This is a genomic window from Streptomyces sp. URMC 127, from assembly GCF_051386535.1.
Lineage (GTDB): Bacteria > Actinomycetota > Actinomycetes > Streptomycetales > Streptomycetaceae > Streptomyces.
Genome location: NZ_JBPQTW010000002.1, coordinates 110,462 through 137,240, shown reverse-complemented (window position 1 = coordinate 137,240; position 26,779 = coordinate 110,462). Strand labels below are relative to the sequence as shown.

The 26,779-nt window shown below is 68.2% G+C and carries 29 protein-coding genes and 2 pseudogenes; 18 read left to right on the top strand and 13 right to left on the bottom strand.

What is annotated here, in order from left to right:
• Position 1: 1 nt before the first annotated feature.
• From ACSNOH_RS01490 to ACSNOH_RS01470, 5 genes are all read right to left on the bottom strand, one after another.
• Positions 2–2,740, bottom strand: a complete 2,739-nt coding sequence (locus ACSNOH_RS01490; protein WP_436719290.1) for a DUF6603 domain-containing protein — start codon at positions 2,738–2,740, stop codon at positions 2–4.
• A 1,131-nt stretch (positions 2,741–3,871) separates the two neighbouring features.
• Positions 3,872–4,294 (bottom strand): lasso peptide biosynthesis B2 protein, encoded by a 423-nt coding sequence (locus ACSNOH_RS01485; protein ID WP_436719289.1) that lies wholly within the window; start codon positions 4,292–4,294, stop codon positions 3,872–3,874.
• The gene (locus ACSNOH_RS01480) at positions 4,291–4,548 is read right to left on the bottom strand and encodes a lasso peptide biosynthesis PqqD family chaperone (RefSeq protein WP_436719288.1); all 258 of its coding nucleotides are present in this window, start codon (positions 4,546–4,548) and stop codon (positions 4,291–4,293) included. The genes ACSNOH_RS01485 and ACSNOH_RS01480 overlap by 4 nt, the downstream gene beginning before the upstream one ends.
• Positions 4,545–6,380, bottom strand: a complete 1,836-nt coding sequence (locus ACSNOH_RS01475; RefSeq protein WP_436719287.1) for an asparagine synthase-related protein — start codon at positions 6,378–6,380, stop codon at positions 4,545–4,547. The genes ACSNOH_RS01480 and ACSNOH_RS01475 overlap by 4 nt, the downstream gene beginning before the upstream one ends.
• A gap of 16 nt (positions 6,381–6,396) precedes the next feature.
• On the bottom strand, positions 6,397–6,528 hold the full coding sequence (locus ACSNOH_RS01470; protein ID WP_436719286.1) for a lasso RiPP family leader peptide-containing protein: 132 nt from the start codon (positions 6,526–6,528) through the stop codon (positions 6,397–6,399).
• 688 nt (positions 6,529–7,216) lie between these two features.
• On the opposite strand from ACSNOH_RS01470, the gene ACSNOH_RS01465 reads away from it, so the two are divergent.
• Positions 7,217–7,849, top strand: coding sequence for an SMI1/KNR4 family protein (locus tag ACSNOH_RS01465; RefSeq protein WP_436719285.1), 633 nt, complete (start codon positions 7,217–7,219; stop codon positions 7,847–7,849).
• A 148-nt stretch (positions 7,850–7,997) separates the two neighbouring features.
• On the opposite strand, the gene ACSNOH_RS01460 is transcribed toward ACSNOH_RS01465, so the two are convergent.
• Positions 7,998–8,465, bottom strand: coding sequence for an SUKH-3 domain-containing protein (locus tag ACSNOH_RS01460; protein WP_436719284.1), 468 nt, complete (start codon positions 8,463–8,465; stop codon positions 7,998–8,000).
• 193 nt (positions 8,466–8,658) lie between these two features.
• On the opposite strand from ACSNOH_RS01460, the gene ACSNOH_RS01455 reads away from it, so the two are divergent.
• Complete coding sequence (locus ACSNOH_RS01455) at positions 8,659–9,240, top strand: Imm21 family immunity protein (RefSeq protein ID WP_436719283.1); 582 nt, start codon at positions 8,659–8,661, stop codon at positions 9,238–9,240.
• A 108-nt stretch (positions 9,241–9,348) separates the two neighbouring features.
• Positions 9,349–9,645 carry a hypothetical protein gene (locus tag ACSNOH_RS01450; RefSeq protein WP_436719282.1) on the top strand — a complete coding sequence of 99 codons (297 nt, stop codon included), beginning with the start codon at positions 9,349–9,351 and terminating at the stop codon, positions 9,643–9,645.
• A gap of 22 nt (positions 9,646–9,667) precedes the next feature.
• On the opposite strand, the gene ACSNOH_RS01445 is transcribed toward ACSNOH_RS01450, so the two are convergent.
• Positions 9,668–9,892: a DUF397 domain-containing protein gene (locus tag ACSNOH_RS01445; RefSeq protein ID WP_436719281.1), complete on the bottom strand. Its 225-nt coding sequence runs from the start codon at positions 9,890–9,892 to the stop codon at positions 9,668–9,670.
• 24 nt (positions 9,893–9,916) lie between these two features.
• Positions 9,917–10,669 carry a Scr1 family TA system antitoxin-like transcriptional regulator gene (locus ACSNOH_RS01440; protein ID WP_436719280.1) on the bottom strand — a complete coding sequence of 251 codons (753 nt, stop codon included), beginning with the start codon at positions 10,667–10,669 and terminating at the stop codon, positions 9,917–9,919.
• A gap of 84 nt (positions 10,670–10,753) precedes the next feature.
• On the opposite strand from ACSNOH_RS01440, the pseudogene ACSNOH_RS01435 reads away from it, so the two are divergent.
• Both ACSNOH_RS01435 and ACSNOH_RS01430 read left to right on the top strand, forming a co-directional pair.
• Positions 10,754–11,532 (top strand): annotated as a pseudogene (locus ACSNOH_RS01435) (IS5 family transposase); the annotation flags it as partial.
• A 1-nt stretch (position 11,533) separates the two neighbouring features.
• Positions 11,534–11,685 (top strand): annotated as a pseudogene (locus ACSNOH_RS01430) (IS630 family transposase); the annotation flags it as partial.
• Between the two features lie 28 nt (positions 11,686–11,713).
• Here the strand turns inward: ACSNOH_RS01430 and ACSNOH_RS01425 are convergent.
• Both ACSNOH_RS01425 and ACSNOH_RS01420 read right to left on the bottom strand, forming a co-directional pair.
• Positions 11,714–12,031, bottom strand: a complete 318-nt coding sequence (locus tag ACSNOH_RS01425) for an Imm51 family immunity protein (RefSeq protein WP_436719279.1) — start codon at positions 12,029–12,031, stop codon at positions 11,714–11,716.
• A 103-nt stretch (positions 12,032–12,134) separates the two neighbouring features.
• Positions 12,135–12,908 carry a glycosyltransferase family 2 protein gene (locus tag ACSNOH_RS01420; protein ID WP_436719278.1) on the bottom strand — a complete coding sequence of 258 codons (774 nt, stop codon included), beginning with the start codon at positions 12,906–12,908 and terminating at the stop codon, positions 12,135–12,137.
• A 65-nt stretch (positions 12,909–12,973) separates the two neighbouring features.
• On the opposite strand from ACSNOH_RS01420, the gene ACSNOH_RS01415 reads away from it, so the two are divergent.
• The 7 genes from ACSNOH_RS01415 (at position 12,974) to ACSNOH_RS01385 (ending at position 17,974) form a co-directional block, all read left to right on the top strand.
• Entirely contained in the window at positions 12,974–13,522 is a 549-nt protein-coding gene (locus ACSNOH_RS01415) for a hypothetical protein (protein WP_436719277.1), read from the top strand.
• A 634-nt stretch (positions 13,523–14,156) separates the two neighbouring features.
• On the top strand, positions 14,157–14,423 hold the full coding sequence (locus tag ACSNOH_RS01410) for a hypothetical protein (RefSeq protein WP_436719276.1): 267 nt from the start codon (positions 14,157–14,159) through the stop codon (positions 14,421–14,423).
• Entirely contained in the window at positions 14,423–14,734 is a 312-nt protein-coding gene (locus ACSNOH_RS01405; protein ID WP_436719275.1) for a hypothetical protein, read from the top strand. Before ACSNOH_RS01410 ends, ACSNOH_RS01405 begins: the two co-directional genes overlap by 1 nt.
• A 764-nt stretch (positions 14,735–15,498) precedes the next feature.
• On the top strand, positions 15,499–15,882 hold the full coding sequence (locus ACSNOH_RS01400) for a hypothetical protein (protein ID WP_436719274.1): 384 nt from the start codon (positions 15,499–15,501) through the stop codon (positions 15,880–15,882).
• Positions 15,883–15,888: 6 nt separating this feature from the next.
• Complete coding sequence (locus ACSNOH_RS01395; protein ID WP_436719273.1) at positions 15,889–16,623, top strand: coenzyme F420-0:L-glutamate ligase; 735 nt, start codon at positions 15,889–15,891, stop codon at positions 16,621–16,623.
• The gene (locus tag ACSNOH_RS01390; protein ID WP_436719272.1) at positions 16,623–16,994 is read left to right on the top strand and encodes an NAD-dependent epimerase/dehydratase family protein; all 372 of its coding nucleotides are present in this window, start codon (positions 16,623–16,625) and stop codon (positions 16,992–16,994) included. The genes ACSNOH_RS01395 and ACSNOH_RS01390 overlap by 1 nt, the downstream gene beginning before the upstream one ends.
• Positions 16,995–17,392: 398 nt before the next feature.
• Positions 17,393–17,974, top strand: a complete 582-nt coding sequence (locus tag ACSNOH_RS01385; RefSeq protein WP_436719271.1) for an HAD family hydrolase — start codon at positions 17,393–17,395, stop codon at positions 17,972–17,974.
• A 19-nt stretch (positions 17,975–17,993) separates the two neighbouring features.
• Here the strand turns inward: ACSNOH_RS01385 and ACSNOH_RS01380 are convergent, their stop codons facing one another.
• The 3 genes from ACSNOH_RS01380 to ACSNOH_RS01370 all read right to left on the bottom strand — a co-directional run bounded on the left by ACSNOH_RS01380 (position 17,994) and on the right by ACSNOH_RS01370 (position 21,307).
• Positions 17,994–19,001 carry a hypothetical protein gene (locus tag ACSNOH_RS01380; protein WP_436719270.1) on the bottom strand — a complete coding sequence of 336 codons (1,008 nt, stop codon included), beginning with the start codon at positions 18,999–19,001 and terminating at the stop codon, positions 17,994–17,996.
• 1,233 nt (positions 19,002–20,234) lie between these two features.
• On the bottom strand, positions 20,235–20,441 hold the full coding sequence (locus ACSNOH_RS01375; RefSeq protein ID WP_436719269.1) for a DUF397 domain-containing protein: 207 nt from the start codon (positions 20,439–20,441) through the stop codon (positions 20,235–20,237).
• Complete coding sequence (locus ACSNOH_RS01370; RefSeq protein WP_436719268.1) at positions 20,438–21,307, bottom strand: helix-turn-helix domain-containing protein; 870 nt, start codon at positions 21,305–21,307, stop codon at positions 20,438–20,440. The genes ACSNOH_RS01375 and ACSNOH_RS01370 overlap by 4 nt, the downstream gene beginning before the upstream one ends.
• A 404-nt stretch (positions 21,308–21,711) precedes the next feature.
• Between ACSNOH_RS01370 and ACSNOH_RS01365 the strand changes: the two genes are divergently transcribed.
• The 6 genes from ACSNOH_RS01365 (at position 21,712) to ACSNOH_RS01340 (ending at position 26,747) form a co-directional block, all read left to right on the top strand.
• Positions 21,712–22,152: a DUF6415 family natural product biosynthesis protein gene (locus ACSNOH_RS01365; protein WP_436719267.1), complete on the top strand. Its 441-nt coding sequence runs from the start codon at positions 21,712–21,714 to the stop codon at positions 22,150–22,152.
• On the top strand, positions 22,149–22,343 hold the full coding sequence (locus ACSNOH_RS01360) for a hypothetical protein (protein WP_436719266.1): 195 nt from the start codon (positions 22,149–22,151) through the stop codon (positions 22,341–22,343). Before ACSNOH_RS01365 ends, ACSNOH_RS01360 begins: the two co-directional genes overlap by 4 nt.
• A 68-nt stretch (positions 22,344–22,411) precedes the next feature.
• On the top strand, positions 22,412–22,906 hold the full coding sequence (locus ACSNOH_RS01355) for an RpiB/LacA/LacB family sugar-phosphate isomerase (RefSeq protein WP_436719314.1): 495 nt from the start codon (positions 22,412–22,414) through the stop codon (positions 22,904–22,906).
• Positions 22,896–24,101 (top strand): DegT/DnrJ/EryC1/StrS family aminotransferase, encoded by a 1,206-nt coding sequence (locus tag ACSNOH_RS01350; protein ID WP_436719265.1) that lies wholly within the window; start codon positions 22,896–22,898, stop codon positions 24,099–24,101. Before ACSNOH_RS01355 ends, ACSNOH_RS01350 begins: the two co-directional genes overlap by 11 nt.
• A gap of 19 nt (positions 24,102–24,120) precedes the next feature.
• Positions 24,121–25,917, top strand: coding sequence for a radical SAM protein (locus tag ACSNOH_RS01345; RefSeq protein WP_436719264.1), 1,797 nt, complete (start codon positions 24,121–24,123; stop codon positions 25,915–25,917).
• Complete coding sequence (locus ACSNOH_RS01340; RefSeq protein ID WP_436719263.1) at positions 25,914–26,747, top strand: nucleoside phosphorylase; 834 nt, start codon at positions 25,914–25,916, stop codon at positions 26,745–26,747. Before ACSNOH_RS01345 ends, ACSNOH_RS01340 begins: the two co-directional genes overlap by 4 nt.
• Positions 26,748–26,779: the final 32 nt, after the last annotated feature.

The following is a 26,779-nucleotide window of genomic DNA, read 5'->3' as shown; positions in this document are numbered from 1 at the left end:
TTCAGTCCTTCGCCGAATCGAGCTGCATCGGGTCGGTGCGCAGCTGGGACCAGAGCGTGCGGGCGTAGGCGGGCAGGTCGTCGGTGAGGGTCCGGGCGCCGGGTGGTGCGACGAGGTCGTCGGCCAGGGCCTGGGCGAGCTCGGCGCGTTTGGTCCGGTCCGTGGCGAGGTGGGCCGCCAGGTCGGCGCGTGTGGTGCCGGGGCAGGCGGGTGCTGTGCCGTCGGGTTTCCCGGCGGTCAGCGGGACCTGCGGGTGGCCGACGGTTTCGTGGCCCACTTGGAGTTCGGAGGTCACCAGTGGATCGGCCGACGGGGCGGGGCGGTGGGCGGTGATCCGGGTACCGGTGACCCTGTAGATGGTCTCGTTGCCGGGGCCGGGGTCCGGTGGGGCCGTGCCGGCGGCCTTGAGGGGAACGCCCCAGAGCCCGAGAGGGACGTTGCCGCGCACGAGGTCGACGGTCCAGCCGTCGGCCTCGGGGTCGAACGGCTTGCCGTCGCGCTGTACGGTGATGCGGTGGGTGGAACGGGCACCCGTCGCGCCGACGGGCCGGACGGACAGGGTCGAGCCGTCGGTGGACCCGCTCGGCGCCCGGTCCTTGCCCTGTACGTCGACGAGGCGCACCTGCTGGGCGGGGACGGTGGTCCGGGTCAGGACGGTGAAGCCGTCCGGGGACATCTCCCAGGTCTCCGGTTCTCCCGATTTCTTGCTGCTGCCGCCCACGCCGGAGACGGGCCTGGCAGGAAGCCGTCCCTTCTCGGCGGAGATCTGCGCCACGGGGCCGGGCAGCATGCGGTCGGTGAAGTCCTTCCACGGCAGCCATGCGGGCGACGACGGCGGGTCCTCACCGAAGCGGATCTCGAAGTTCCAGCCTGCGATGACATGGACGCGCGCGATGCCACCGGTGGGCGGCCCCCACAGGTCGAGGTCGACGCCGATCTCCATGCTGATCGGGATCGCGATGTCGATGCGGACGCCGATGCTCACCGAGACGGTCACCCGGAACGAGAACGGATCCCACTGGATCAAGGCGTCCAGAGCGGCCCGGCACCAGGCACTGATCGGGCTCGCGTGGAACGACACGTCCAGTTCGGCCCCGACCATGAACGCCGACGGGGTGAGCGCGGCGTAGCACGCGCCGCGTAAGGAGACCGGCCCCCAGCTCCATTCCAGCTTGAGCCGGTCCGCCTTCGGATAGTGGGAAGGCACCGGGTATTTGGGGTGATAGCCGCCCGCGGTGAGTACGAAGTCCCCGGCGTGCTGCCTGTTGTTGCCGAACCACATGGAGAAGGCGGCGTCACCGCTCAGCTTGCAGGAGGGGTGCACCAGATAGGAGCCCGGCTCGATGCGAGCGGCGACCTTCAGTGCGTCCTCGGCCGACTCGTAGGACGCCTTGATGCTCAGTTCGACGTGGGCGTAGCGGGACGCGCCGGTGGAACGGAGCGGGAAGTCAGCTGCCGAGCGGCCGAGCAGGGCCAGGGTGAAGTTCTTCTCGCCCTCGAAGCCGAAATCGCCGAGGGCCAGGGCCCGGCTGTGGACGAACTGGAACGAGTCGAACCGCACTCCGGCGGCGAGCCAGATCCGGCCCGGCGCCTCGCGGATCCATCCGCCCGTCCCGGTCTTGCTGCCTTTGGTGTTCTCCTGAGGGTTCTTGCTGTCCTTGCCGTCTTTGCCGTTCTTGCTGTCTTTGCCGGCCTTCCCGGAGATCAGGGTGTCCAGGAGCGCCATCGCATCCGTGGTGTCGGCGTCGCCTGCTCCTCCCGGCATCAGGGGGAACGCGTCGACTTCGGTGATGTCGGGCACGCGGACGCTGCTGTTGTACCCGAACCCGGCGGCCGCCCCGGTGACCCGGAACGGTGGCGGACCGACCCCCTGCCCCTCGGCGAAAGCGAGCTGGCCGAAGACGAACAGCGATGGTTGCTGATGCTCGCGCTGGGCGTAGCCGCCGACGGCGCTGAGGCTGAGGGTCGGCAGCTTGAGCACGGCAGCGCCCAGCAGGGAGACGAGATAGCCCTTCCGTTCCTGGTTGAGGAAGGCACCGGAGATCTCGACGGGAGGGCGGGAGAATCCGATACCCAGGCCTTCCAGCCGGGGAACGACCTTTGCGGGGTTCTCCAGCGGGATGCCCAGGGCCATGCCACGGCCGGAGAGTTTGAGCCCGCCGATGTCGAGGCCGGCGTCGGTCACCAGCCATACGGTGTTGTCGGTGTAGCGCACGCCGAGGCGGTCGAGGCGGACCGGGCCGAGGGTCCGGTCCACCGAATACCAGGCGGTGCCGGTGATGCCGGCGGTGCCCTGCTGACCGCTCTGACCGGCCTGTCCGCCCTGTCCGGTCGCGTCGCTCATGGCGTTCTGCCCGGACTCCGCCTGCTTCGTCTTCTCGCTGCCCTTCTCCGCCGGCGGTGGGCCGGAGCCGTCCGGGGTGTTCAGCTGCAGCGGCCTGCCGCCGAGTTCCACGCTGAGACCGAGCTGGGTCTTGCCCGTCCACCGGGCGTCGGGCAAGCGCAGACGGGAGCTCTGCCCGCCCGCCCCCAGCAAGGCGTTCACCTTCTGGACGTCTGCCAGGACCAACAGGCGGTTCGCGACGCCGAAACGGAGTCCCGTCACCCGGACGTCGAGGTCCTTCGGCACCTGGGGGCCCACAACAGGCAGACTGGACAGGCCGGCGGTCAGGTCGATCCGGGCGAGCAGGAGCCGTAACCCGCCGGACGGGTTCGACGAGGGTGTGTCCTTCTCGGTCACGGCAGTCACCTTCCAGGGAGAAGGCCGGGGCCATGGTCCGCGAACGGACTCGGCGAGGCTTGAGGAGTGTGAATGGAGTGATGCGGCGTCAGGCACCGGACGACGGCCACGGCGACCACTCGGTACGGGTGGGACGGTGTACCGACGGCGAACGCTTCCAGCGCCCAGCCCGTGGTCATGTGCGGCAGCAGATGGAGCTCCTCCGGACGCCCTTCGCCGGGAGGGTCACTCCCAGCCCGGGGCGCCGGAACAACACCGTCCGTGCTGCTCCTTCCCAGCGCCCATCAGCCTGACGTGCAGCACCGTTTCTCCAGAAGACCCTCTCCCGCCCTGCGGCCCGTTCCCGCCATCGTGCAGACCGTCACCCAGGACATCGTGCGTCGGCACATGACACCTCCATGCCACCCGTCAAGCCTCAAGCGCAGCAGGCGCCCCTGTCCCCCACTCAGCCCCGCAGACACGCCCCCGGTGTCCGTCAAGGATCATCCACAAGGGCCGGGAACCGTTCATAGCCGGAGCCGCAACCGCCCAACCGGACGCACCCGGCCCTCGGCACCCCTGAAGACATCAACGGCCGGAAGAGACACATCGCGGTGGACACCCGCGGCCTGCCGGTGATGATCTTGGTGACGCCCGCGGACATGAGCGACCGCGACGCGCCCGCGAACTGCTCTGGCGCCTGCGGACGGCACACCCCCAGCTCGTCCAGGTCTTCGCCGACCGCGCCTACGTCGGCCAGTTCGTCGGCTGGGCCGACGGCTTCCTCGACCTGCGCTTGCGAACCATCGCCGCCCCAAGGGCGCCAAGGGCTTCGCCGTCGTCCCCCGTCGCTGGCGCGTCGCGCGCACCCTGAGCTGGCTGATGCACGCCCGGCGAAACGTACGGGACTGCGAGCACCTGCCCGAGCATGCCGAAGCCCACCCTGGCCTGGTCACTGATCCCCGTCATGACCCGGCGCCCGGCCCGCGGAGGTCGGCCCCGCGCCGATGCCTGGGGCAAGAGGCACCCCAGCGGCTGATGCGTGCATCTCAGCCTTCCGGCTCGTTGCCCCCGCCGAAACGTTGGCGTCGGCGGAGGACCTCCTCGTTCTGCGCCTCACCGACCGGAACGACGGCCCGGATGAGAAGCGCCTCAGGGGCGCCTGGAGGGTGGGACAGTGAGGGTGGGGGTGTAGTAGCCGGGCGGTTCGGTTTCCCCGATCGGGACGCCGTCGGCTTCGACCCAGGCGTGGGCGCGGAAGGGAGCCGTGCGTACGCCGGTACACCACGTGGGCCAGGTACCACCCAGGCGGCACAGCAGGGCAGTGGCGATGGACCGTTGCAGACAGCCTTGGCCCGCGCAGCGGAGGCTGACGGCGACGACGGCGTCCCGGGCGCTCTGGGCCTGGGGGGCCGTGGCCGGGGCGGCGCCGGTACGCAAGAGTGTCAGGGTGGTGCGGATGCGGCGCGGGGGCAGGGCCTCGATGAGGCGGGCGGCAGTGACCACGAGGCGCGCGGCGATGCGCCGGCGCCAGGGAGGTGGTGCGCTGGGCTCGAGAGCGCACGGGGTGCTCATGTGGTGACCAGTTGCGCGGCGGTCAGGGCATTGAGGAGTCCTGCTACGTCGCTGCGGGCCTGTTGCACGGTGATGCCATAGTGCTCGGTCAGCACTGTGGCGGCGTGTTCGGGGCTGCCGTTGCACAGGAGCGTGCGCAGGATGAGGCCGCCGGTCGTGTTGATTTGGAAGTAGCGGCCTCGGCGCTGGTCGAGCAGGACCGTGCCGTGTTCGGTCCCGGTGGCGGTGACGTGAGGCGCCAGTGAGAAGGTCACGCTGCTCCTTGTGAGACCGAGAGCGGGGGCCGGGAGCGGGTGAGGGAGCGCAGCCATGTCTCGCAGGCGAGCGTGGGCTCCAGTGAGAGTCCGGCGAGCATGGGGTGAGCAGTGCGTAGGCCGGCTCGGACGGCGTGGTCGTCGACCAGGCCGCGGCGGGCGAGTTCAGAGTCGTTGAACAGTTCGAGCAGGGTGTTGCGGTGGCGGCGGAGTCCGTCGTAGGAGTCCTCGCCGAAGTTGCCCTTGGTTCTCCGGGCGAGAACGTCGTCGGGCACGATGCCGCGCATGGCTTCGGTGAGCATGGGCTTGTAGCGGGCCGGGGCTGCGCGCTGGTCCGGGCGTACGGCGAGGGCCGCTTCAATGACGTGGTTGTCGAGGTAGGGGGCTGCGAGACGCACATCGTGGGTGGCGGCGATCTGGTGCGCCTGGCGGATCATTGTGCCGGCGGCCCGCATTAGATCCAGGGTGGTGTGGGGGCCGCGCCCGGTGTCCAGGGGTTCGGGCTCGTTCTGCGCGGCGTCCAGCAGCAGTCGGCGGACCGCGTGGACTGCGTCGTCGGACACCCAGGCGGGCAGGCGCAGTGGGGCGGTCCAGCCCAGCTGTGGCTGGTAGGGCGGTGGTTGCGGAGCTCGCAGGTTCCGCGCCATGTGGGCCAGCCAGGCGGGGAAGCCGCGGGGATCGGCCAGCGCCCGCCAGGTGGCCGTCAGCGGCCAGTGGGCGATGGCCCGGCGGCCGCGCGCATGCCGTAGGCCGGTGCGGGGGTGGGTGCGGATCAGGGAGTGCAGGTGGGCGGGCGGAAGGTGAAAGAGCTCGTCGCCCCCGTGACCGCACAGGTGCAGTGTTGAGCCCAAGGCGGCTACACGGCGGCAGGTGTCGGCGAACCTCGCCCCCGTACGCACCCAGGACACGGGCTCCCCGGCCAGGGAGATACCCGCGCCTGTGTCGAGGCCGGCGAACATCGTCGGCACCTGCCCGTACTCCAGCAGCAGGCTTTCACTGTGTGGTAGGTATCGGGCGATCCGGCTGGCCCACTGCGCGTCGTCGCTGCCCGGATCGAGCTCCGCCACCCGCACGGTGACCAACCGCGCGGCCGCCTGGGCGGCCAGGCAGGTCACCGACCCGGAGTCCAGCCCACCGGACAGGTCGCTGCTGATCGTGGCACCGGCAGCGGCCACCCGTCCCCTCACGGCTTCGATCAGCCGTTCCCGCACCACCGGTACACCCTGCTGCAACGTCAACTCGGCAGCGGGCGGCTGCCACCAGCGCACCTCGCTGGAGCTGCCGTCAGGTTCGATCAGCAGCCAGTGATCCGGCGGCACCTGCTCCACCCCGCGCCACAAAGGGCGTTCACGTAGTGGATGTGGCACGAGCGGGCTGAGCAGACGTGCCGCCAGCAACTCCTCGTTGAGGACGGCACCGGTCAGGCGGGCCAAGCTCTCCGGCTGATCGCTCGCGAGGGTGATCCGGCCCGGACGGGCGTGGAAGACGGCCCGCGTTCCCGAGGCTGTCCCCTGGACGCGGATGCGGCCGGCAAGGCTCACCAGAAGATGCGCACAGCCCCCCAGTCGGCGCGCCACGGCATCCGCGGACTCTGGATCAGACAGGCGTGCGGCGGCCTCCGCCAGTTCTGTGGTGGTGACCGGGCTGTACCCGGCCACCACCACTCGTGTCGACCCGGCGGTGGCGATCCGGACCTCCCCTGCCGGCCAGCGACCCACCAGCCACGGCCGGCCCGAAGCATGCGCGATCACCTGCACATCCGGTACCTCGCACACGACACGGGCCGCGAAGACCGCGTCATCGCTATCGGGAAGGATCGTGAAACTCACCACGCCAGGCACCGGACGGTCAGACGTCCATGAGCGTGAGGTAATCCGCCCAGTAGCTTCCCCCGCCCAGCGTTACCTCGGCGAAGCCGCCGACCTCCACCAGCTCCGGTGGCTCGTACACCGTCTCCTGCACGATGTCGTTCTGCTCCATCGCGCACTCCTTTTCTCGGACTTCGGTTGCTCGCCCGCCGCACCGGATGGCGCGGCGATGTTGCGCGAACGGTCCCGGCGAAATGCCGTGACACTCACAGAAGAAGCCGACACGCCACACAAGAACAGGCTTAGGTGAATAATTCACCCGAATGGGGTGCTCTTACCGCTTCTCCAACCTCTGTGACCAACTAGTTCCCCCGCTATCGCCCCGGCCTGGCCACACCCCCGGGCTCGCTGACTGGGACGTCCATCCCGTTGCCTCACTTTCCGCTACTGACGAGAGACGGAAGAGATTTACCCTCTACAGGGCCCTATACCTGGCGGCCGGCGCTCCGCGCGTGCCTGAACTCTTACGCCTCCTTGGCCAGCAGGTCGGCAGCCGTCTCGGCGCTGACGGCCTACAGGTACTTGAGCCTGTAGCTCTCCAGGCGGCGATGAGGTGGCTGCGCCAACGGGCCAGGACGGGGGCGTCCAGCGGCCACACCGGCCCGTACGGCATCCGGGCCACGCCGCTCGGCCTCGAGGGAGAGTGTCTGACTCGGACACGGACTGCTCAAGCGAAGCGGTGCTGTCCCGGCGGACGCAGTCGGGTGGGGAGCCGGCCAGTAGCAGGCCGTGGGCTGACCTCACTTCATCGGGGCGGGGCCCCGATCCGTCTGGCCGCAGGCGTGGGGCAGGATGGCGTCATGGCACAGCAGATCTTGCCCCCGTCGGAATCCTGGCGCCGGATCGACGCCTGGCTGGCGACCCACTCGGCGTCCGATTTCGCACTGCTCAATCCGCCTGCGGCACGGGACGACATCGAGCGAGCCGAGCGTCTTCTCGGCATCCCGCTGCCTGGTGACCTGGCTGAGTCTCTGCAGTGCCATGACGGGGTGAGCGCCTGGGCGACCTTCCTGCCGGAGCAGTCACCGCTCGCGGTGAGCAGCATCGTGGATCATTGGCAGACCTGCATGGATGTCGCGGCCGAGAACGACGGCCTGACCCGTCGACCCTGGGACGACGAGCCCTGGTGGCACCCTCTTTGGGTTCCCTGGGCCGAGAGTCCCGATGGCGGGGTGCAGGTGATCGACCAACGTCCCGGCCCGGACACCGGCCGCATCGGCTGGGCAGGCCACAGTGGTGGCGGCGACTTCACCGATTCCTGGCCTGATCTGGCAAACCTTCTTCACACAGTCGCGCATGCGCTTCATGAAGGCGGTGACGTGCGCGGGCTGCGTCCCTACCTCACTGCCCGAGGTGAGCTGTGGTGGGACGAAGACGGCTGCGAGGAACTCAACGGCCAACCGCTGAGGGCAGCGCCCATCGGGCTGCCCTGACTATCAGCGTCGCAGACCTGCCGCAGAGCCGACAACGAACCACGTGACTGCTCTTACTTCTCTTACTTCTCGCGAACATTCCAAGGCTTCTGCTTCGGGCAGGATTCGAACTCCTCCGCAAACGAGTCCTGCTCTTCGGGTAGGCGCGTCACGGGGCCTGATCCGACGGCTTGTGCTCGTCATCGATCCTGCGGGGCGCCACGCCGAGGATCAGTCTCTCGAGGGCCTGCGGCATCGGCCCGAAGCTAGCAATCCAGGTCTCCACGACGTAGACCTCACTGTCTTCGTCGATGCCGAGAAAGAATCGGCCGTCATCAAGCTCGCCGAGCGGGAAGAGACGTCTTCCTACGGAGTCGCTCCATTCCGAGAACCGATCGTCCTCGCCCCAAGCCAGGCTCGGATTCAGTTCGAACGGGGCCCGGGCGCAGTTGATTCCCGGGCCACCGATGCTCGCGGTCAGTCCCCCGAACTCCTGGAGGAGCGCATCTGCAGCGTCGTGCATGACGAGACCGACCCCTTCGAACATGGACCGCCAGGCAGTCGTGTCGACCCGCCTGTCTGACGTCCACCCTGAAGCCTCCAGGACCTCAAGCACCTCTGGCGACCATCCGCGCATCACAGACCCAGCTCCTCAACTTGACGTGAGCGGTGATCATCCCAGGAGACGGCACAAGAGCAAACAGCGTGTGACCGAACTACAAGAAGTGGATCCGACCTTCCGTCAGTAGCCTTTTTGATCTGGCGCGCTTCGGCATGTTCCGTGAAGTGGACGATCTCGCGTTGTCAGTGGTCGAAGGGACACTGCCAGCATGGTTTTCTCTTCACATATCGTGTCTCTCTCAAGTCGGCGCTCCTCGGACTGGGTGGAGTCCCTGGGCGGCCCGTTGATCGCCGTGCCTGTGTCCGTGTTGGCGGAATGGGGCGGCTGTTCGGAGAACTGGGGCGAGGAGTCGGGCGCCGTGGAGGACTACGACCGAGCCTGCGCGGTCGAGGACTGGGCCGGACTGCTCGATGTCGGCTCCAGTGGCGTCCAGGCCCTGGTCCTGGCGGACGAGCCGGCCATCAGTCGCTACCTGCCCGAGCAGCAAGTGTTTGTGCGCTGGCTGGCTGCCGAATCGGAGAGCGAGTTGCTCGCCGCAGCACAGACCGTTCTTGCCGATCCTGACACCGAGTGGGAAGACGTTGGCATCTGGGAGACGGACGGACCTGCCGTGCTCATGGATTCCGCCACGCCGGGGGCCGAACTCAACGAGCAGTACCCGGATGGTGGCCAGCCAGAGCAGGCGCCGGTTGTGCTGCCCGCTGGTCGGTGGCGGGTCCGTGCGTTTCACACGACAGGCGAGTTTCCGTGGGTCGGTCTGGTCCAGTTGCTACCCGCAGAGCTGTGCTGAGTCGCAACTGCCGCAGTGTGGCATGGACAGTGTGCGAGCAGGATGCGTCTTCGGAGGAGGTCGAACCCGTCCCGTCCGTAGTGCCGGCGCTTGAGGAGCTTGATTCTCGTGACGTTGCCTTCGACGGCGCCGGAGTTCAAGGGGAGGGGGAGGCCGGCGGTGACGGCATCGCGACGTATCGGGCCGCGGTCTGCCCTCTTGTCCCCCACGGTGTTGTCCGAGGAGGTGCGTGATGCCCGCCGTACGCTGGCTTACCGGCTCGCCGCGTTCGACGCCCTGCCGCGGCCGGTACGGCTTTCCGCTGCTGCGGCCCTGGAGGTCATCGGCTGGGGAACCGATGTTCAGGAGGCGGCTTCCGCGATGAAGGACAGCACAGCGCGGCTCACCCCAATTCGGCTGGGGTGAGCCGCGTTTGTGTACAGCGGCGCTATGCGGCGAGGTAGCGGGCGTGGCCGCTACGGACGAACGTGGACCAGGCCGTCTCCAGGAAGACCAGCTTTGGTCCGCTCGGGTTCTTGCTGTCCCGGACCGGCACGAGCCCTTCGGGCTTGATGAGGTCGTCGGAGACCTCGACGCACTCGTGGCCGTTTCCGGAGTACGAGGACTTGCGCCAGTTGAAGTTGGACGTGTCAATGGTGCATGCAGTGCGCATGGTGCTCCTCACGAGCCTTGCGGATCAAGACGGTTGACGCTTTGGGCGCCAATACTTCGAGCCCCAGGTGATCGTAGAACGGTCTGTATACCGCCACTTCGCTCGGAGTCTCCAGCAGAGCGCCGTTGAGGCCGCTCTCCCAGTAGACTGCTTCGTTTTTCCTGGGCGTGACAGCAGCAGGATCGCTCCGATCGAGACGACTCCGCCGGGCATGCCTCTGTCGTACGGCAGGATGCGGAAGGTGACACGGGGGCGCTCGGCGAGTTCGAGTACGTGGGTGAGCTGGCCACACATGACCTCGTGGCTTCCGACGACGCGGTACAGGGCGGACTCGTCGAGGATGCTCCAGAACCACACCGGGTCGTCCCGGTCTAGGATGCTCTTCCGCGCCATGCGGTCCTCGACCTTTTCTTCGACGTCGCCCCCGAAGAGCGGGGTGGCGGCCTCGAAGATGGCGCGGGCGTACTCCTTGGTCTGCGTCACGCCCGGGAAGAGGTTTGCGAAGTGCTGGATGCGCGTGGCCTCTGCCTCGACCTCCGGATAGCCGTGTGCCCATATCGGGTACAGAGCGTGCTGCTGGAGATCCTTGCGGACGTGGTGCCACATGGCAGCCAGCTCGCCGGCGGCCCCTACGGCATTGTCGAGCAGTTGTCCGGTCGGCGCACTGGGGACCTCGTTGCCGAGTTCAATCCCCGCGATCATGGCCTGCGACAGCGGGATCAGGTCCCCGAACTGCTTCTGCGTCAGGCCTGCCGTGTAGCGCCGGTTGCGGAGCATCTTCCCAGCTAGCGAGGTAAGAGGAGCTAACAGAATGTGCGGGGCAGGCCATGTCTCCTGTCTGGCCTGGTCGTTGACCCGGGCGTGGGGAAGAGCGGGCCGCCGTGGCTGGTGTCGGACGATCTATGGGAGCGGGTTGCACCGTTGTTGCCGACGCGCCGGCGTCGGCAACAACATCCCGGGCGTCTTCCGCTGGACGACCGCAGGTGCTTGCAGGGGATCCTGTTCGTGCTGCACGCCGGTATCCAGTGGGAGTGGCTTCCGCAGGAGCTGGGCTTCGGCTCGGGGATGACATGCTGGCGCCGGCTGCGGGACTGGAACGAGGCCGGAGTGTGGGACAGCCTCCACCAGGTGCTGCTGACCGAGCTGCACCGGGCCGGGAAGCTGGACTGGTCGAGGGCGGTGATCGACGGCTCGCATCACAGGGCACTTCGGGGCGGCCCAAAACCGGGCCGGGCCCGGTCGACCGTGCCCGGCCCGGCTCCAAGCACCACGTGATCACCGACGCGCACGGCACACCACTGGCCATCGCGCTCACTGGCGGGAACAGGCACGACGTCACCCAGCTGCTTCCCCTGCTCGATGCGGTCCCGCCTATCAGGGGGCGCACGGGCCGGCCCCACCACCGGCCCCGGCAGCTGTTCACCGACCGGGGCTACGACTTCGACAAGTACCGCAGACTGCTGTGGAAGTGGGGCATCAAGCCGGTCATCGCACGACGCGGGGTACCCCACGGCTCTGGACTCGGCGTGGTCCGCTGGGTGGCAGAGCGCACGAATGCCTGGATTCATGGCTTCCGCCGCCTCCGCATCCGCTGGGAGATCCGCGACGACATCCACGAAGCCTTCCTCAAGCTCGCCTGCCGTCCAGACCCGGACCCTGTACGCCTACCTGCGCTGGCAGAACAACACCGCCCGCCACCCCGACGTCCCGGCCGCCAACGACGCGAGCGCGCACGCATCCGCAGCGAACGCGGTCTCCGCTGGGGCGGCAGGCCACTGCCAACCCCGGCCTGACCACGCCCACCCCGGCGAGGTCACAGCATTAGTCGTCGAACTCGAAGCCCGAAGTCTCCCCACGAGCAATGATTTCGCGGACTGCCTCGGGGCTCGTGATGACGGATTCAAGGGCCGTCTTGAGTCGCGCGAGGTCGCTCGAACTCCCGATCGCGCAGAACATGCCAGCCTCGCTGTCGAAATCGAGGCGCTCGGCAATGTCCGGCCAGGCAAACCGAACAAGACCTTCCCAGAAGTACCCGTTCGGCTCGTGCCCAGCGGCAGCTACTGCGCCATCGACAACCAGGCCACCGGCATCCAACGTCAGCGAGTACTCGCGGTCGAAGTCATGCAGGTTGATGGTCACGACGCGATCCTCTCACGCCCACTGCACGAGCTGCCCGATCCCTCGAACCGCTTGCCCGCTCCCTCATCGCTCCCGACTCGGTGAATCTATCCGGTCACAGCAACTAGATGCGCGAGTTGCGCAGCGACTGCCACACAGCACCGGCCAGCGCCCGCGTCGCCCGCGGGACCGACAGATGCTCGTGCTCGCGGTACAGGGCCCAGTTGTATTGCACAAGCGACAGCTTGTTGGAGGACAGCGACCCCGCCTGATGGGCTCTGTATACCGCAAGCGGCTCAGCCAGGCCCCGGGCGTCGGCACCGTCCCGCATGATCGACAGCCAAAGCGCATAGTCCTGGCGCTTTCGCATCTCCGGCATCAGCCTCGTGCCCAGGACATTGCGGTCGTACATGGCGGTGAGAGCACCGATGTAGTCCCGGACCAGCATCGCGCGGTAGTCCACGTGCTCCCGCGCACGGACCACCCGCCCGTTCGGGATCCAGTCGGTGCTCTCACCGTCGTAGTCGGCGTCCATCTTGAAGTACGAGGTGAACGTCAAAGGCGCAGTACCCTCCGCAGCGAAGGCGAGCTGCTTCTCGGTCTTCTCCGGAAGCCACATGTCATCGCTGTCGAGAAAGGCGATGTAGTCCCCGCGGGCCCGCTCGATTGCGAGATTACGCGCCCGGCCCGCACCGCCCCGCTCGGGTGCCGCCTCCGGCAGGACGCGCTCGTCCTGCTCGGCGAACTCGCGGAGCAGGTCCATGGAGCCATCGGAGGACTGGTCGTCGGTGACCAGGAGCTCAAGGTCGCTGTAGGTCTGCGTGAGCACCGATCGGACGGCTGCGCCGAGGGTGGCTGCCGAGTTGTACACGGGCATCACGACAGACACCAGGGGCACAGCACTTCTCCTTGCAGACGAGGAACGACGGTCCATTCAAGCACCGCAACCGAGTAGGAGCTGCCATGCAGATCGTTGTCGCTGGTCAGGGCTACGTAGGGCTACCACTGGCCGTACGCGCCGCAGAGGTGGGTCACCGTGTCGTCAGCTATGACGTGGACACAGACCGTATCAAGCGGCTCACCGTCGGGGATTCGTACGTGGAGGACGTGGCCTCCTCGCGGCTCCGCGCGGTCCTGGACTCCGGGGCTTACTCCGCGACCGCCGATGCCGCCGCGCTGGCCGGCTTCGACATCGCGGTGATCAGCATGCTGACCCCGCTGAGCGACGGGGTGCCCGACCTGACCTACGTCGAGTCCTGCGCCCGGACGCTGGGTGAGCACCTTCGCCCGGCGCGACGGTGGTCGTGGGTCCACGACCTATCCGGGCACCACGGAGGAGCTGCTGAGGAACGCATCTGCAGCATCGTGCATAACGAGGCCGACCGCTTCGAACATGGACTGCCACCCAGTCGTGTCGTCCCACCTGTCTGCCGTCCGCCCCGAGGCCTCCAGGGCCTCAAGCACCTCTGGCGACCATCCGCTCATCACAGACCGCTCCCCAACTTGAAGTGATCGATGATCACCTCCAGGAGATAGCCCAAGGGAGAACAGCGTGTGATCGAACCGCAAGAAGTGGGCCCGAGCTTCTGTCAGTGGTCTTTTTGAGCTCTCCGTAGGCGGCCAGGAGTTCGCCCCGCTGGCGGCCGTCGAGCCTTTCCCGTTGGCGGCCAGGCAGCGATCCAGCCGAGAGGACATGCGCCTCGGCCAGCAGTACAGGCTACCGAGCCCACTCTGGTGTGGAGATCGCCGTCACGATGGTGATGGCGATCTTCACGGGGTCTCGAGTTCCGGCACGATGGCCTCACAAACCGCTGGCCGCCTTGGTTGCGGGACGGTCCACGAGGGTGTTGTCAAGGTCGAAGAGCACCAAGGCCGGTCTGCACGTCGGTTCGATGCCGACTGTCTGCAGGTGGTCCGTCTGTCCCCTCAATACATGTACGAGGGGACACTAGCGGCTCGGGGGTGCGGCGTGGGTCAGATCTTCTTCGAGGGCAGGCGCCAGGAGGGCACGTCGAGTGCTTGGTCGTGGCGTTCGGAGCGCTGACGGTGGGTCCCCACCCACGCCCGAGGACAGGGGGCCTTCACCCGGGGCCAGCTCGCGGTCTGGTACGCCGGCGACTCCGGCCATGTCGAGACCCTGCCGAACGTGGTCACCATCCACCTGACCAGCAGTGCGGCGGCGTCTCCGGCGCTGGGCTTCACCACCTACAACGCGATGGAGCGGGCCCGCCAGCGGCGACGGATGGTCACTCTTCACGGCAGCGCCGCCGCCCATGACCAGGGCGCGGTGGTGCTGCTGGGGCACAAGGCAGCGGGCAAGACCACCACGGCGTTCGCGCTCGCGCGGCGAGGCTGGGCCCACGCTGGGAATGACCTGATCGTCCTGGGGATGATGAGGCAGGCCTGTACCTGATGCCCGGCAAGCCGACTGCCGCCGTCCGCCCCTCGGAGACGGAGGAGTTCTACCGCCAGAAGCCGCTGCTCGACCTGCGGTCCGGCTTCGCCTCCGATCGGATGCCCGTGGCACTGATCGTCCGCCTCACTGTGCACCCCCGAGCCCAGCCCCTTGCTGTGCCGGCGGCGCCGTTCTCCTCCGGCGAGTACGTGCGTCTCCACGAGAACCTGGCCCGCTACATCAGCGGTCTCCCCACCCCCGTCAGTGGCGTGCTCGGGGCGCCGTATGTGGTCACCTGGGCACTGGACACGCCACAGTGCGCCCGGTAGCGCCCTCATCTGATCAACCGCATGGAACGCAATCGGTTCTTCTACGTCCATGCCCCCACGGCCGAGGCGGCGGCGGACCTCATCGAGGAGCTGATGCCGTGACCGCGCTCGCCGCCGTGCTCCCCTCGCGGGACGAGGCCACCACCATCGGCGCCGTGACGGCCGCCATGGATCGCGCTCTCGACAGCCAGATACGGTCATCGTCAACGCAGATGCCTCCACTCACCCAGCGACCGCCCGCGCCTTCGCCTCCGCGCCCACGCGGGCGCGCAAGGTCGCCTTGACCGGGCTGCCCGCCGGCAAGGGACGGCAGATCCCCGCCGGCCTCGAACACGTACCCCGGGGCGCGACCGTTCTGCTGGCGGACACCGACACCCGTAATCCGTCACCAGACATGTACCAGCGCCTACTCGACGCGGCCTTCGCCAGGGCCGGGTGCACGGTCGCTGACTACTGCCGCTACTGGGACGAGGGCAACCTGACCCACCACGTGGCCCGCCCGCTGCTGGCGGCAGCCGGCTTGGACCTTCCGCAGCCGCTCGCCGGGGACATGGCTCTCTCTCCGCAGGCCGTATCGTGCGCGATGCGGGAGCGGCGTGTGCTCGCCGGGCCGCTGGCGGATGGCGTGGAAGGGTACGGGATCGACACGTTCCTCGTCGTTACTGCGGCCCACACGGGCCAGCGAGTCACCGGCGGGTCCTTGGACCGTACGAAGGAGCACGCGCCGTCCTTCCCCCCCCCTTCCGGTGATTTACGCCGAGGCCGTGCCTGTCCTCCTCGCGCTCACTGTCTCGCATCCGGAGCCGACTGGAGTGACGGCCGTGGTCTCCTACGACCTCACCGACCGGTCCCTGGACGAGCAGCAGCTCAATGCCATGCTCAGCAGGCTCGACAACCTCATCACCACGGGCATTCCCGCCTCCGCGAAGCCCTGGCCACTGCCGCTGCTGGACGCCTGGCGGCAGGTCAGGTTAGGGGCCTCCCCCGCCCAGGCAGCCACTACCCTGTGGCCTTTCTACCTCCGGAGAGTCCGCTCGTGGCTCTCCACGGGAATCACCGTCCCGCTCGCCGCGCGACGCGCCCACCTGGCCAAAGCGCACGTCTGCCTTGGCCGCTGGATCGCCGACGACAACCGCCGTAGGAGCTGAACCGCCGTGACCGCGACCACAGGCTTCCGCGCCTTTTCCCTCGAACCGTTCCCCGAGATCAAGGAGGGCGCCTCGATCACCGACGCCATCACCAGCGTCCTCACGGACCAGAGCATCGCCCTTGATTCCGGCGATGTCCTGGTCATCGCTTCCAAGGCCGTCTCGGTCTCCGAAGGCCGCTACGTAGCTCTCGATTCTGTGACCCCCAGCGAGGAAGCCCTTCAGCTGTCGGCCCGGACCGGCAAGCCCGCCGAGGTGGTGCAGATCATCCTCGACCAATCGTCGGGCTACTTCCTGGCGACCGAGCGCGGGCCGATCATCGCCCGTCACCGGCTGGGGTACCAGCTGACCTCGGCCGGGGTGGACCGCGCCGGCATGGACGGCGCGTGGCTGCTGCCCGCCGACCCCGACGCGTCTGCCCGCCGTCTGCGCGAGGAACTCACCGCCGCCACCGGAGTGCAGGTGGCCGTGGTCATCGCAGACTCCGACGGCCGGGCGGACCGGCGCGGCTCCACCGTCATCGCCATCGGCGCGGCCGGGATCTCCCCGCTGCGCGTCAGCGAGCACACCGAAGACGGCGGCAAGGTCAAGCGCCAGGAGGAGACCGTCATCGATCTCGTCGCCGCGGCCGGCGGCATCGTCCTGGGGCAGCGCGGGCGTGGCGCCCCGGTCGTGGTGATCCGCGGCCTCTGCTACGAGCCCGGGGATGGGGGCGTGGCATCGATCCTGCACCGACGCTGATGACCTGGCTGATCACTGGGGCGAGCGGCACCATCGGCACCGGCCTGACGCGCTCGTTCGCTCAGGCCGGCATCCGGCTGCGGCTACGCGATCTGCACCCGCTCGCCGAGCTGCCGCCCGGCGCCGAGTTCGTTCAGGCCGACCTGCGCGACCTGGGCGCGGTCAGCAACGCTGCTGCAGACGTGAACGCCGTCATCCATCTCGGAGGGACCACCCACGAGGCATCGTTCCCTCAGATCGCCGAGCACCCTGCAGCTGTCCGGAACAGCGCGCGTAGGTTCCACCGTCGGCAGGACAAGGGGAATACAGCAGTGAACCTGGAGGAGAGGGGCACGCGAACAACCGGGATGGCGGCCGGCCTTGGAGCATGAGCTGTGCTGACTGTCCGTGGTCAGTGCTGATCCTCGCCCACCTGTACCGCGTCGATCTGACAGCGGGCGGTCCAGCCCTCACGGGCCGGTGCTTGAAGGCACTGGCGGGGCCCGGCGTTCGGATGACCGCCTTCACCGTCAGCCTGCCGGATCCGGTCCCGGTCGCCGTGGCACGTCGCTCGCGTCAGGCGGGCATCCGGCCGCTTCCCCAGGTCTGATCATTGCGCTCCCCCGGTACTTGTAGCGGCGGCAGCGCGAAGCGCGCCCGGGGTCCGTGGTTCGTGGTTCGTGAAGCCCTCCTTGAGGTGTCGGAGGCTACGGCCAGATTGTGCTGTGCCCTGATGCGAGAAGAACGCCCGACCGTGTCGTGAGTGCGCTCCGAAGGGTAGGAGAGCGGGATGACCTTGGACTTCGCGCCGTACGAGGCGCTGTTGATGGACTGGGACGGGACCATGGTCGATTCCCAGCCGCTCAACTACCGGTGCTTGGCGGAGGCGTTATCGCTCTACGGGATAGCCCTTGACCAGGAATGGTATCGGTCACGGCTTGGGACTTCGGGCAGCGACCTGCTCGCGGAGCTCGGTGTCACCGTGCCGCATGGGGAGGTGCTGGCTCGGTGCGGGGAGCTGATCATCGGCAGTGTCCGGACGCTGCGCCCGTTTCCTGTCGCGGTGGGGTGGGTGGAGGCGGCCCGTGATCAGGGGCTGCGGTGTGCGGTGGCCTCGGGAGGTGGCGGCCCGGTGGTCCGCGCGGGGTTGGTGGCCACGGGCCTGGAGCGTCTCTTCGACGTGGTGGTGACGCGCGAGGATGTCGCGCGGGGAAAGCCCGCGCCTGATGTGTTCGTGGAGGCGGCGCGGCGGCTTGGTGTGCCGCCGGCGCGGTGTCTGGTGGTTGAAGACGCTGATGAGGGGCTTGCGGCTGCCCGGGCGGCGGGCATGGACGCCGTGGACGTGCGGCCGTTCGCGGTGTCCGCCTGGTAGCGCCGTGCGCTTGTGCGTTTCAGGTGAGGACTCGTAGCTCGCGGCCGAAGGCGATCGCGTCCGGCAGTGTGGGGTAGCGGCGGCGCAGGTGGTAGTCGAGCTGGCGGGCGCGGCCTCGCATGGAGCTGACGATGCGGTCGCCGGCAAGGGCTTGGCGGGCGGCCGCCAGGGCGGCGTCCGGCTCGCCGAGGGCGGCATGGGCTTGAGCCAGATCGAGGCGGGCGATGGCCAGACGGGTGGGGGCTTGCTGGGGGCTCTTCTGGTAGTAGCCGATGGCCTCGGTTGCGGCTTTGCGGGCGAGGGCGTGCTGGCCGAGGGCGCCGTGTGAGGTGGCGTCGTAGCTGATGATGCGGGCTGCGTCGACGCCGAAGAGTCCCCCGCCGTAGAGGGGTAGGTGGTCGCGGTAGTGGTGGGCCTTGGCGGCCGCCTCGGCGAAGGCGTCACGGTTGCCGAGACGGGCGTGGGTCCGGGCGAGCTGTGCGGTCAGGCGGACAGCCGCGTCGCCGTTCGCCGGAGCGACCTGCAGGCCGCGGGTTGCCGCTGTCAGGGCGTCGAGCGGATTGCCGCTGTAGAGGGCGTCGGTGCAGCGCACGTCTTCCACCCAAGCGCCGATTTCGGGGGTCTGGGCCTGTTCGGCATGGGCCCACGCGTCCTCGCACAGGGCGGCGACGTAGTCGCGCCGCCCGCGGTCGTGGGCGATCCAGGCCAGGATGACCGAGAGCATGGCGCAGTGCCTTGCGAGTTCCACGCCTTCCTTGAGGGTGTGACGGTGGTGGTGCAGGAAGGTGTAGGCGCGGCGGCGGAGGTTGTAGGCGGTGGGCCACAGCTGGGCCGGCGGCTGGGCGGAGTAGTTGGCGGCGAGCTGGTGGACGGCGAGGTCGAGGCTGTCGATGTCGTCGCGGGAGATTTCGGTGGCGGTCGCGTGGCTGGCGAAGGCGCGGAAGGTGTCGGCGCTGGCCGTCTCGGTGGCCAGGGCGGGCACCAGGACAGCGCCGGTGATCAGGCTGAGGGCGGTCCGGCGTTTCATGGGATCATCACCTGCTTCGTCGGGCCGCGTGTGCTGGGCCGCAGTGGGGTGGGTGCTGAGGCACTCGCAGCCGCAGGGGTCGAACCCCGAGATCTTCCGGGGATAAAGGCACGGATAAACGGCAAAGTTCGGTGAAGGTCAGTGCGACGACGTCGGGCATGGGCGGGTCGGGGCATTCACCGTCCCGGATCCAGCGGGCGATGCGCGAGTGACACGGGGGAGGGTCGGGACGGCCAAGCGCGGTGAGGGGCCGTCCGATGTCCTGCGAGAGACGGCGGTAGGACCGGCCGGAGCGCGCCTTCCAGTACGCCGGCTGGGCGTTGCGCGGTGCTGAGCTGTCGCTGCTCGTCACGCGATATCCCCTCCCCGCCTCCAGGGCAGATGGCGTGCCTGTCCCCTCAAACTAGCGGCGCACGGCCGCCGGTGCGATGCCTTGTGCCGCTCCGCAACGCCGCGCAACGCCCCGCACCGTTGGCATGTGGAATCGCAACGCATCGCACCGCCCGCACCACTGGATCCGCAACGCGACAAGGCGGTGTTCTGTCGTGCGCCGGGTCGGCATGGCCCGTGCGTGGCCCGGGCCGTCCGGCGCGGGTCATCGAGCCCGCGGGTGAAGGGATCTCGATGAACCCTCCTGGCATGTTGGCCAAACTCTCGCTGGCTCCTCTACACCCAGCGTTTGCTTCCCCTGGTGCTCGCCCACTTCCTCTTCGACGCCCTTCCCCTCCTTCAGGAGGCCCGGTGATGCCCAGTTCGTTGTTCGTCTGGCGGATGTGCCCGCCCGAGGGGCCGTTCTCGGCTGGCGAGAACCGTTGCAGTTACCGTTTCCGAAGAGCCGGGGGCTGCTCGTCGGCCACGAGCCGGAACGTATCGACGTCGTGCCGGCGTGATCGGTCTGGCAGCAGCAGCCCATGTTTCCGCCTCGTTCCACAGCCAGGGCGGAGTGGCCCATGTCGTGGCCATGCTCACATGGTGCCGACGGGACCAGCTCCGTTCAGACCGGAACGAGATCGCGGCAATTGGTCAGCCCCGGAGACTTCATTCTGATCGTGGGCCCAGGTGCCGTCAGGGACCGCGATTCGAGTGGTCTTCCTCGGTTCCAGTGCACGGAGTCGTAGTGGGGTTCTGTTGCTGCGCACCGCCGCATGTCTATGCTGCGGGGTCTGGGTGAAAGGGCGCGGCTCACCCCAACGCACCTGAGGTGAGCCGCGCGTTCGTACGGTAGGTAAGGCGCTATTCGTTCACGATGTCGGTGATGAAGGCGGACCAGGCGTCGGCTGGGAAGATGATCGCTGGCCCCGTCGGGTCCTTACTGTCGCGGACCGGCATGTAGCCCATGTATCCGTCGGCGACCTCGACGCAGCCGTTGCCCGCGTCGCTGTGCGACGACTTGCGCCACACGGCTGCGGAGAGGTCGAGCGCGTGCCTGCTATGAGTCACTTACCATTCCCTTCCATGATCGATTTGATTCTTTCCCGGGAGAGGTCCGCGGGAAGTGCAGCGGCGACGACGCGATCGAAGGCGTCCTCGTAGACCTTCGTAACGGCTGACCCTTCAGCGAAGGTGCTGCCCATGATGTTCTCCAAGTGCACGATCGTGGGCCATGGGCCGGGGAAGTGAACCACGTGGAACAGACCGGCCATGCCTGGGTGAGGTACAGCGTCGAGGGCCATGACCTGGATGGTGATGTTCGGCAGGTCCATGACGTCGAGCAGGTGTCTGAGCTGTTCCCGCATCAGCAAGGGGTGGCCAGCAAATCGCTGGTGCAGTGCACTTTCGTTGATGACGGCCCAGAGCTTGAGCGGCTGCTGGGGGCGGGTGAGGACGACCTGGCGCGCCTTGCGCACCTCGACCAGCGCTGCGATTTCCTCCGGCGTGCGGATCATCGCGGTGGCGTCGATGACCTCGCGGGCGTAGGCGCCGGTCTGGAGCAGGCCAGGGATGATGTTCGGGGCGTAGATGTTCATGGTTTCGGCGTCGGCTTCCAGGCTGATGTAGTCGCTGTACTCAGCGGCGACGACGTCTCCGTACGTCTGCCACCAGCCGCGTTTGCCGGCATCCTTGGCCAGCCCTGCCAGTGCTCCTATCAGCGTCTCGTCCGTGACGCCGTAGCCTGCCATCAGCTCCGGGATCGCTTTGGCGGGGATATGAGCCTTAGCGTTCTCGATCTTGGAGAGCTTGGTCGGGTCCCAGCCCAAGCGGCCGGCGGCTTCTTCGAGGGTCTGTCCGGCGCTGTCTCTGGCGTCACGCAGTAGAGCACCGAGACGCCTTCGGCGGAGCGTGGGCCGGGCCCGTTGGTTCGGCATTGAGCTCGCGTCCTCCCTCTTGGGTGGTGAACTTCCGCGAAAAGGTGATGCGTTGAGCCTTACAGGTCGCATTGTGCCTCTGCAGGGTTACACAAGTCGATAGAACCCCGGTTCGGGATTTGCCAGTTGAGGTGACCTGCTTGCACACCCAGCTTTCCAAGCGGCATCCTTCCTGAGTCGCGGTGATGCGCATCACTTCGCGCTCATCCGGTGATCAGTGCGCGGCGGCCTGCCACCCCCGAACGGCAGGCCGCCGATGCAGCCATCTCACTGCTCGCCCAGGAGCCTCCATGCCCACTTTTCCTGGCACCGCCATGGCTGTACCCGCCCTGCACCTCCGAAACGGCAACCAGAATCCCGTCAGATCACGCGTCGGTGCCCGCTACCGACAGGCGCACAACAGCATGAAGAACTGGCGCACCCAGGCCGGTGGTAGTGCGATGTGGGCACTGAAAACCTTCGTTCGCCCACCACGAGGCGCCCGCCGACCTGCTGCCCGGGGCAAGCAGAACGAGTACCCCATCGATGTCGACGACATCATGAACACGGTACGAGCCGCCCTTGACAGGCTGCCGCTCGCCGCCACCGTCGATCACCAGCTGCTGCGCCTGCGCGGCCACATCCAGCTTCTCCTGTCCGAGATCGAGATCCAGGACTGGGCACGGTACGGCCAGGAAGACCAGATCCGCCTCATGGCCGCATCCGTACGAGACACGCTGGCGGAAGTGCCGGAACCCGGACCTGCGGTCGGGCGCTGCGTCTACGCCAAGGTGCTGGCCGGCCTCTGCCGCGACCTCCTCTCCCTGGCACTCATCGGCGAGACGGTCGAGGTCGTGAGGCCATGAGCGGCTTACGCGACCGCGAAAGCCAGAACGACAAGATCGACATCTCTCACCCGTTCCGCGCCACGGTGGCCCTGCTCCTCGGGGCCCTCATCCCGCCTGCCGCCATCCTCCTCGCTGGCCACGACGCGGCGTCCTCACAATCCCGGCCGGCGCCCATCGCTCTTCCCGACCATCCGCTCGACGAGAGGTAACAACCATGAACGGCTCTCGTGCACACCACGAGCACCCGCAGCACCACACCAGCGACGAAGAGGGACACCTGTTACAGCCCCAGCGCATCGCTGTGGGATCCGACAAGGCCGGCCGCGACCACGCGACCGCGCTCACCAACGATCTCCGGGCGAGCAGTCTCGTGTCCTCCATCATCGACATCAACACGCTCGACAGCCGGGACCGGGCCACCTACCCGGAGATCGCGTTCGCCGCCGCGCAGCTCATCGCCGAAGGCCACGCCGACCGTGCGCTGCTCTTCTGCCACACCGGCCTCGGCATGGCCATCGCCGCCAACAAGGTCCCCGGCATCCGCGCGGTGACCGCCCACGACCCGTGGTCCGTGCGGTACTCGGTGCTGTCGAACAACGCACAGGTCCTCGCCATGGGCCAGGGGATCGTGAGCCTGGGCCTCGCACGGCGTCTCGTCGGGGAATGGCTGACCTACCGCTTCGACCCCACGTCGTCGGCCGCCGCGAAGATCGAGACGATCAGCGCCTTCGAGGACCGCCGGCAGGGACGGAGCATCGCCGATGCCTACTGACCGCGCCACCGTGCCGCGCACGGACGCTCCGCTGCGCTGGCCCGTCGAACCCGCACAGGGAGGCTGGTACACCACCGCGGAACACAACGCGGTGCGCTCCGTGCTGGCGGAGTCGGACGACTGGCAGGTGGGCTGGAAGTCGGCCGGATACGTCGGGGCGTTCGAGGATGCCTTCGCCGGGTTCACCGGCAGCCGGTTCGCCGTCGCTTTCAACTCCGGCGGCACCGCGCTCGAGATGCTCCTGCACTACCTCCGGCTCGACCCGGGCGACGAGGTGATCTCCTGCGCCGTGAACTTCGTCGGCCCCCTCCTCGCGATCATCAGCCAGGGCGGCAAGCCCATCCTGGCCGAGCCCGAGCCGAACACACTCAACCTGGATCCCACCGACGTAGAGCGCGTGCTCAGCCGCCGGACGCGGGCGATCCTCGTCGCGCACTGGAACGGCGCCGTGGCCGACCTTCGCCCGTTCCTCGACCTCGCCGAGCGCAACCCCAACCCGATCCACGGGGCACCGCTCGTCATCGTGGACGCGGCCCGCGCATGCGGCGGCCGCACGCCCACCGGTGCCCGGGTGGGCGCCGAGGGATGGGCGACGATGTTCAGTTTCGAGTCGAAGAAGCTGATGACCACCTTCGGCCAGGGCGGCATGATCACCACCGACGACCAGGCCCTCGCCGAGCAGCTTCGCCGGCTACGCACCTACGGCGGCACGGAGCACTGGGGTACCAACCAGATGATGACCAAGGCCCAGGCCGCGGTGGGCCTGGTGCAACTGGCGCGCCTGGACGAGATGAACGACGCACGCATCGCACGTGCCCACCAGCGCACCCGCGGTCTGGCCGACGTCGAAGAACTCACCTTGCCGCCGACGCTGCACGACCGTCAGCACGTCTACTACCGCCACAATCTGCTGGTGCCCGAATCGTGGGCCGGCGAAGGGCGCGACGAGCTGATGAACGTCCTGGCCTCCGAGTACGGCCTCGGGAGCATCATCAGCGACCGTCCCGCCTACCTCTTCCACCGCCTCATCAGCGCCCGCACCGCCGATCAGCACTGCCCCCGGGCGGAGCAGCTCACCGGCCGGCTGCTGTGCCCCTACCTGCACCCGCGCATCAGCGTCGCTGAGGAAGAAGAGATCACCGGCGCCATAGCGCGCGCCACCGCACGCGTCGCCCGGACCCGCAGCACCTCCTGACCGAGAAGGGCAGAAGCCAGTGTCGGTACTCACACGGGAGATCGACTCCCTCCTGGCCAAAGAATTCCACCTGACCACCCCCTACGAGCCGAAGGACCCGGACGGCCTGTTGCGGATGGTGTTCCTCATCCCCTTCGGGCACGCCTTCTCCCTGATGTGCAACGGCCCCATGGGCCTGTACGACCTGATCAACCGCAGCCCGCGCATCCCCGCCGTCGCCGAGCGCGCTCTGCAGTACGACTGCCTCATCCACGACGGAAACCGTCTGCACACTCCCGGCGGCGAGCCGTACCGCAGCATGGAGTCGCCGCGGCCGGTGAACGAAGCGGACATCGTCGGCCTCTCTATGATCAACGCAGGAGACCTTCACAGCCTGCTGCGCCTGCTCGACCTCGCCGGGATTCCCCGGCGCAGTGCCGACCGGGTGCCGGGCAGGGACCCGCTCGTCGTTGGCGGTAATCAGGGCCTCGCCGATCCGGAACCGCTGGCCGACTACATCGACGTTGTGGCCGTCGGCGAAGCGGAACACTCGCTCGCCGAGCTGATCCGTATCGTGCACGCCCACTGCCAGGCGGGCGGCGGCGCCCTTCTGGAGGAGCTGTCCCGCATTCCGGGGCTGTACGTGCCGTCCATGTACGAGTGCGACTTCAGCCCCGGCGCAGGCGTCGAGGCGATCCGCCCCCGGTCGCTGAAGGTGCCGCCTGCGGTGCACACCCAGTACCTGAAGGTCGGTGACCTGCACGACGCGCACTTCGTGTACCCGATCACTGACGGTACTGCGGCCGGCTGCCACCCGGTCGTCGGCTGCCTCCACAGCTGCCACTACTGCAACCTCGGCGTGCCCCCCTTCCGGCAGGCTCCGCTCGACCTGCTCCTGGCCTACATCGACCGGCTTGAAGAACTCAAGGTGCCGAAGATCATCATCAGCGCGCCGACGTTCACCCAGTACCGGCACCGCCAGCAGCTCCTCGACCGCATCCTCGCCTACGCCAATCGCGCCGAGGCCGACGGCCGCCGGGTCACCACGATCATCGGCTCGATACGGGCCGACGAGATCAACGCCGACTACCTCGACGCCGTCACCAGGCTCGGCGACTTCGGGCACCTGTTCACCGAGCTGCACCTGTCCCAGACACGCGGCGTCATCACCGTCGCTCCCGAGTGGGCATCACCCGACCTCGTCGCCCTGTACGGCAAGACGCAGAAGAAGGAACGCGTCGACCGCGCCCTCGACCTGTGCCGAGAGAACGGCAACATCAACACGGTCATGCTCTACTTCATCATCGGCGCGCCCGGCGAACGGCCCGAGGACCGGATGGCCATCGCCACCTACGCCCGCGATGTCCGGCAACGGCTCGGTGCACGGGACGCGAACGTCATCGTCAAGCTCCATCAGTTCATGCCCAAGCCCGGCACCCCCACCCAGCGCCTTCGCATGGCCGATCCCGACCTGGTCCGGGACTACGGCGACCAGGTCGGCGACCAGCTGCGCAGCCTCGTCGGAGACGAGGAATACCAGGCGCACTACAGGGTGGAGCAGTTCCCCACCAGCCGCATGCACCTCGAAGTCGTCTGCTCCCGCGGCGACCGCCGCATCGGCCACGTCCTAGAGGACCTCTACGACGCCGGCACCGACCTGGCGTCCCTCGGCAAAAACGACCTCGTCGAGGCGCTGGCCAAGCGCGGCCTCGACTACGACCTGCACCTGCGGCACATGGATGACCGGATCCTGCCGTGGCAGATCCTCAACCACGTCAGCGCCGAGGCCGAACAAGCCCTCGCCCGAGCCCTCGCCAAGCGCGAGGCCGTCCAGTGATCGCTTCCTTTCCGCTATTCCCGGACAAGCACGCCCTGCCCGCGGCCACTGATCCCAGCGAGCACGCAGCGCACGTGCGCACCCGGGAACCGGACGCCACCCTCGACCACCTCGGCGGCGTGATCCTGCTGTATCAGCGATCGCTTCTGCGCGACGTACTCTCCACGTGCCAGGCCAGACCCCTGAGCGGTTGGGTCCGCGGAGACCTGTGGTTCATCGAGCACGACGGCTGGCGGGTCGGCATCTGCGGAGGCTTCGGCCTCGGAGCCCCCGCCGCAGCCCTGGTCCTCGAACAGCTCATCAGCCTCGGCACCACCCGCATCATCACCGTCGGCACGGCGGGGTCGCTCCAGCCGGACCTGCGCGCCGGAGACGTGGTCGCGTGCACGCGGGCGCTGCGCGACGAAGGGCTCTCTCACCACTACCTCGCCCCATCCCGGTACGCCCACCCGTCCAGCGTGCTGACCGATCACCTCGTGCAAATCCTTCGGGCGTCCGGACTCACCGTGCGGCAGGGGCCCGGATGGAGCACCGACGCGCCGTACCGCGAGACCCACGGCGAAGTCTCGACGTACAGCTCTGACGGGATCCTCACCGTCGACATGGAAGCCGCAGGCGTCTTCGCCGTCGCCGAACACCGCGGCGTCAGCGCAGCGGCGCTCTTTGTCGTCGCCGACTCCCTCCTCGACCGCCGCCCCCGCCAGGACTCGCCAGCCATTCGTGCCAGCCTGATCGCCGCCGCCCAGGCCAGCCTCACCGCCCTCGCCTCCGAACCAAGATCACCACGAGTGGCGGGCCGAGTGCATTACGGTGAGGCATCCACCAGATGACGCGACGACGGCATGCCCCCCGTCCCGCGACC

Coding starts and splice junctions, on each gene's coding strand:
- ACSNOH_RS01485 (WP_436719289.1), bottom strand. CDS start 4,294: ATGAGCACCCCGTGCGCTCTCGAGCCCAGCGCACCACCTCCCTGGCGC.
- ACSNOH_RS01470 (WP_436719286.1), bottom strand. CDS start 6,528: ATGGAGCAGAACGACATCGTGCAGGAGACGGTGTACGAGCCACCGGAG.
- ACSNOH_RS01465 (WP_436719285.1), top strand. CDS start 7,217: ATGGCACAGCAGATCTTGCCCCCGTCGGAATCCTGGCGCCGGATCGAC.
- ACSNOH_RS01460 (WP_436719284.1), bottom strand. CDS start 8,465: ATGCGCGGATGGTCGCCAGAGGTGCTTGAGGTCCTGGAGGCTTCAGGG.
- ACSNOH_RS01455 (WP_436719283.1), top strand. CDS start 8,659: ATGGTTTTCTCTTCACATATCGTGTCTCTCTCAAGTCGGCGCTCCTCG.
- ACSNOH_RS01445 (WP_436719281.1), bottom strand. CDS start 9,892: ATGCGCACTGCATGCACCATTGACACGTCCAACTTCAACTGGCGCAAG.
- ACSNOH_RS01440 (WP_436719280.1), bottom strand. CDS start 10,669: ATGCTCCGCAACCGGCGCTACACGGCAGGCCTGACGCAGAAGCAGTTC.
- ACSNOH_RS01415 (WP_436719277.1), top strand. CDS start 12,974: ATGCAGATCGTTGTCGCTGGTCAGGGCTACGTAGGGCTACCACTGGCC.
- ACSNOH_RS01405 (WP_436719275.1), top strand. CDS start 14,423: ATGCCCGGCAAGCCGACTGCCGCCGTCCGCCCCTCGGAGACGGAGGAG.
- ACSNOH_RS01390 (WP_436719272.1), top strand. CDS start 16,623: ATGACCTGGCTGATCACTGGGGCGAGCGGCACCATCGGCACCGGCCTG.
- ACSNOH_RS01385 (WP_436719271.1), top strand. CDS start 17,393: ATGACCTTGGACTTCGCGCCGTACGAGGCGCTGTTGATGGACTGGGAC.
- ACSNOH_RS01380 (WP_436719270.1), bottom strand. CDS start 19,001: ATGAAACGCCGGACCGCCCTCAGCCTGATCACCGGCGCTGTCCTGGTG.
- ACSNOH_RS01370 (WP_436719268.1), bottom strand. CDS start 21,307: ATGCCGAACCAACGGGCCCGGCCCACGCTCCGCCGAAGGCGTCTCGGT.
- ACSNOH_RS01365 (WP_436719267.1), top strand. CDS start 21,712: ATGAAGAACTGGCGCACCCAGGCCGGTGGTAGTGCGATGTGGGCACTG.
- ACSNOH_RS01360 (WP_436719266.1), top strand. CDS start 22,149: ATGAGCGGCTTACGCGACCGCGAAAGCCAGAACGACAAGATCGACATC.
- ACSNOH_RS01350 (WP_436719265.1), top strand. CDS start 22,896: ATGCCTACTGACCGCGCCACCGTGCCGCGCACGGACGCTCCGCTGCGC.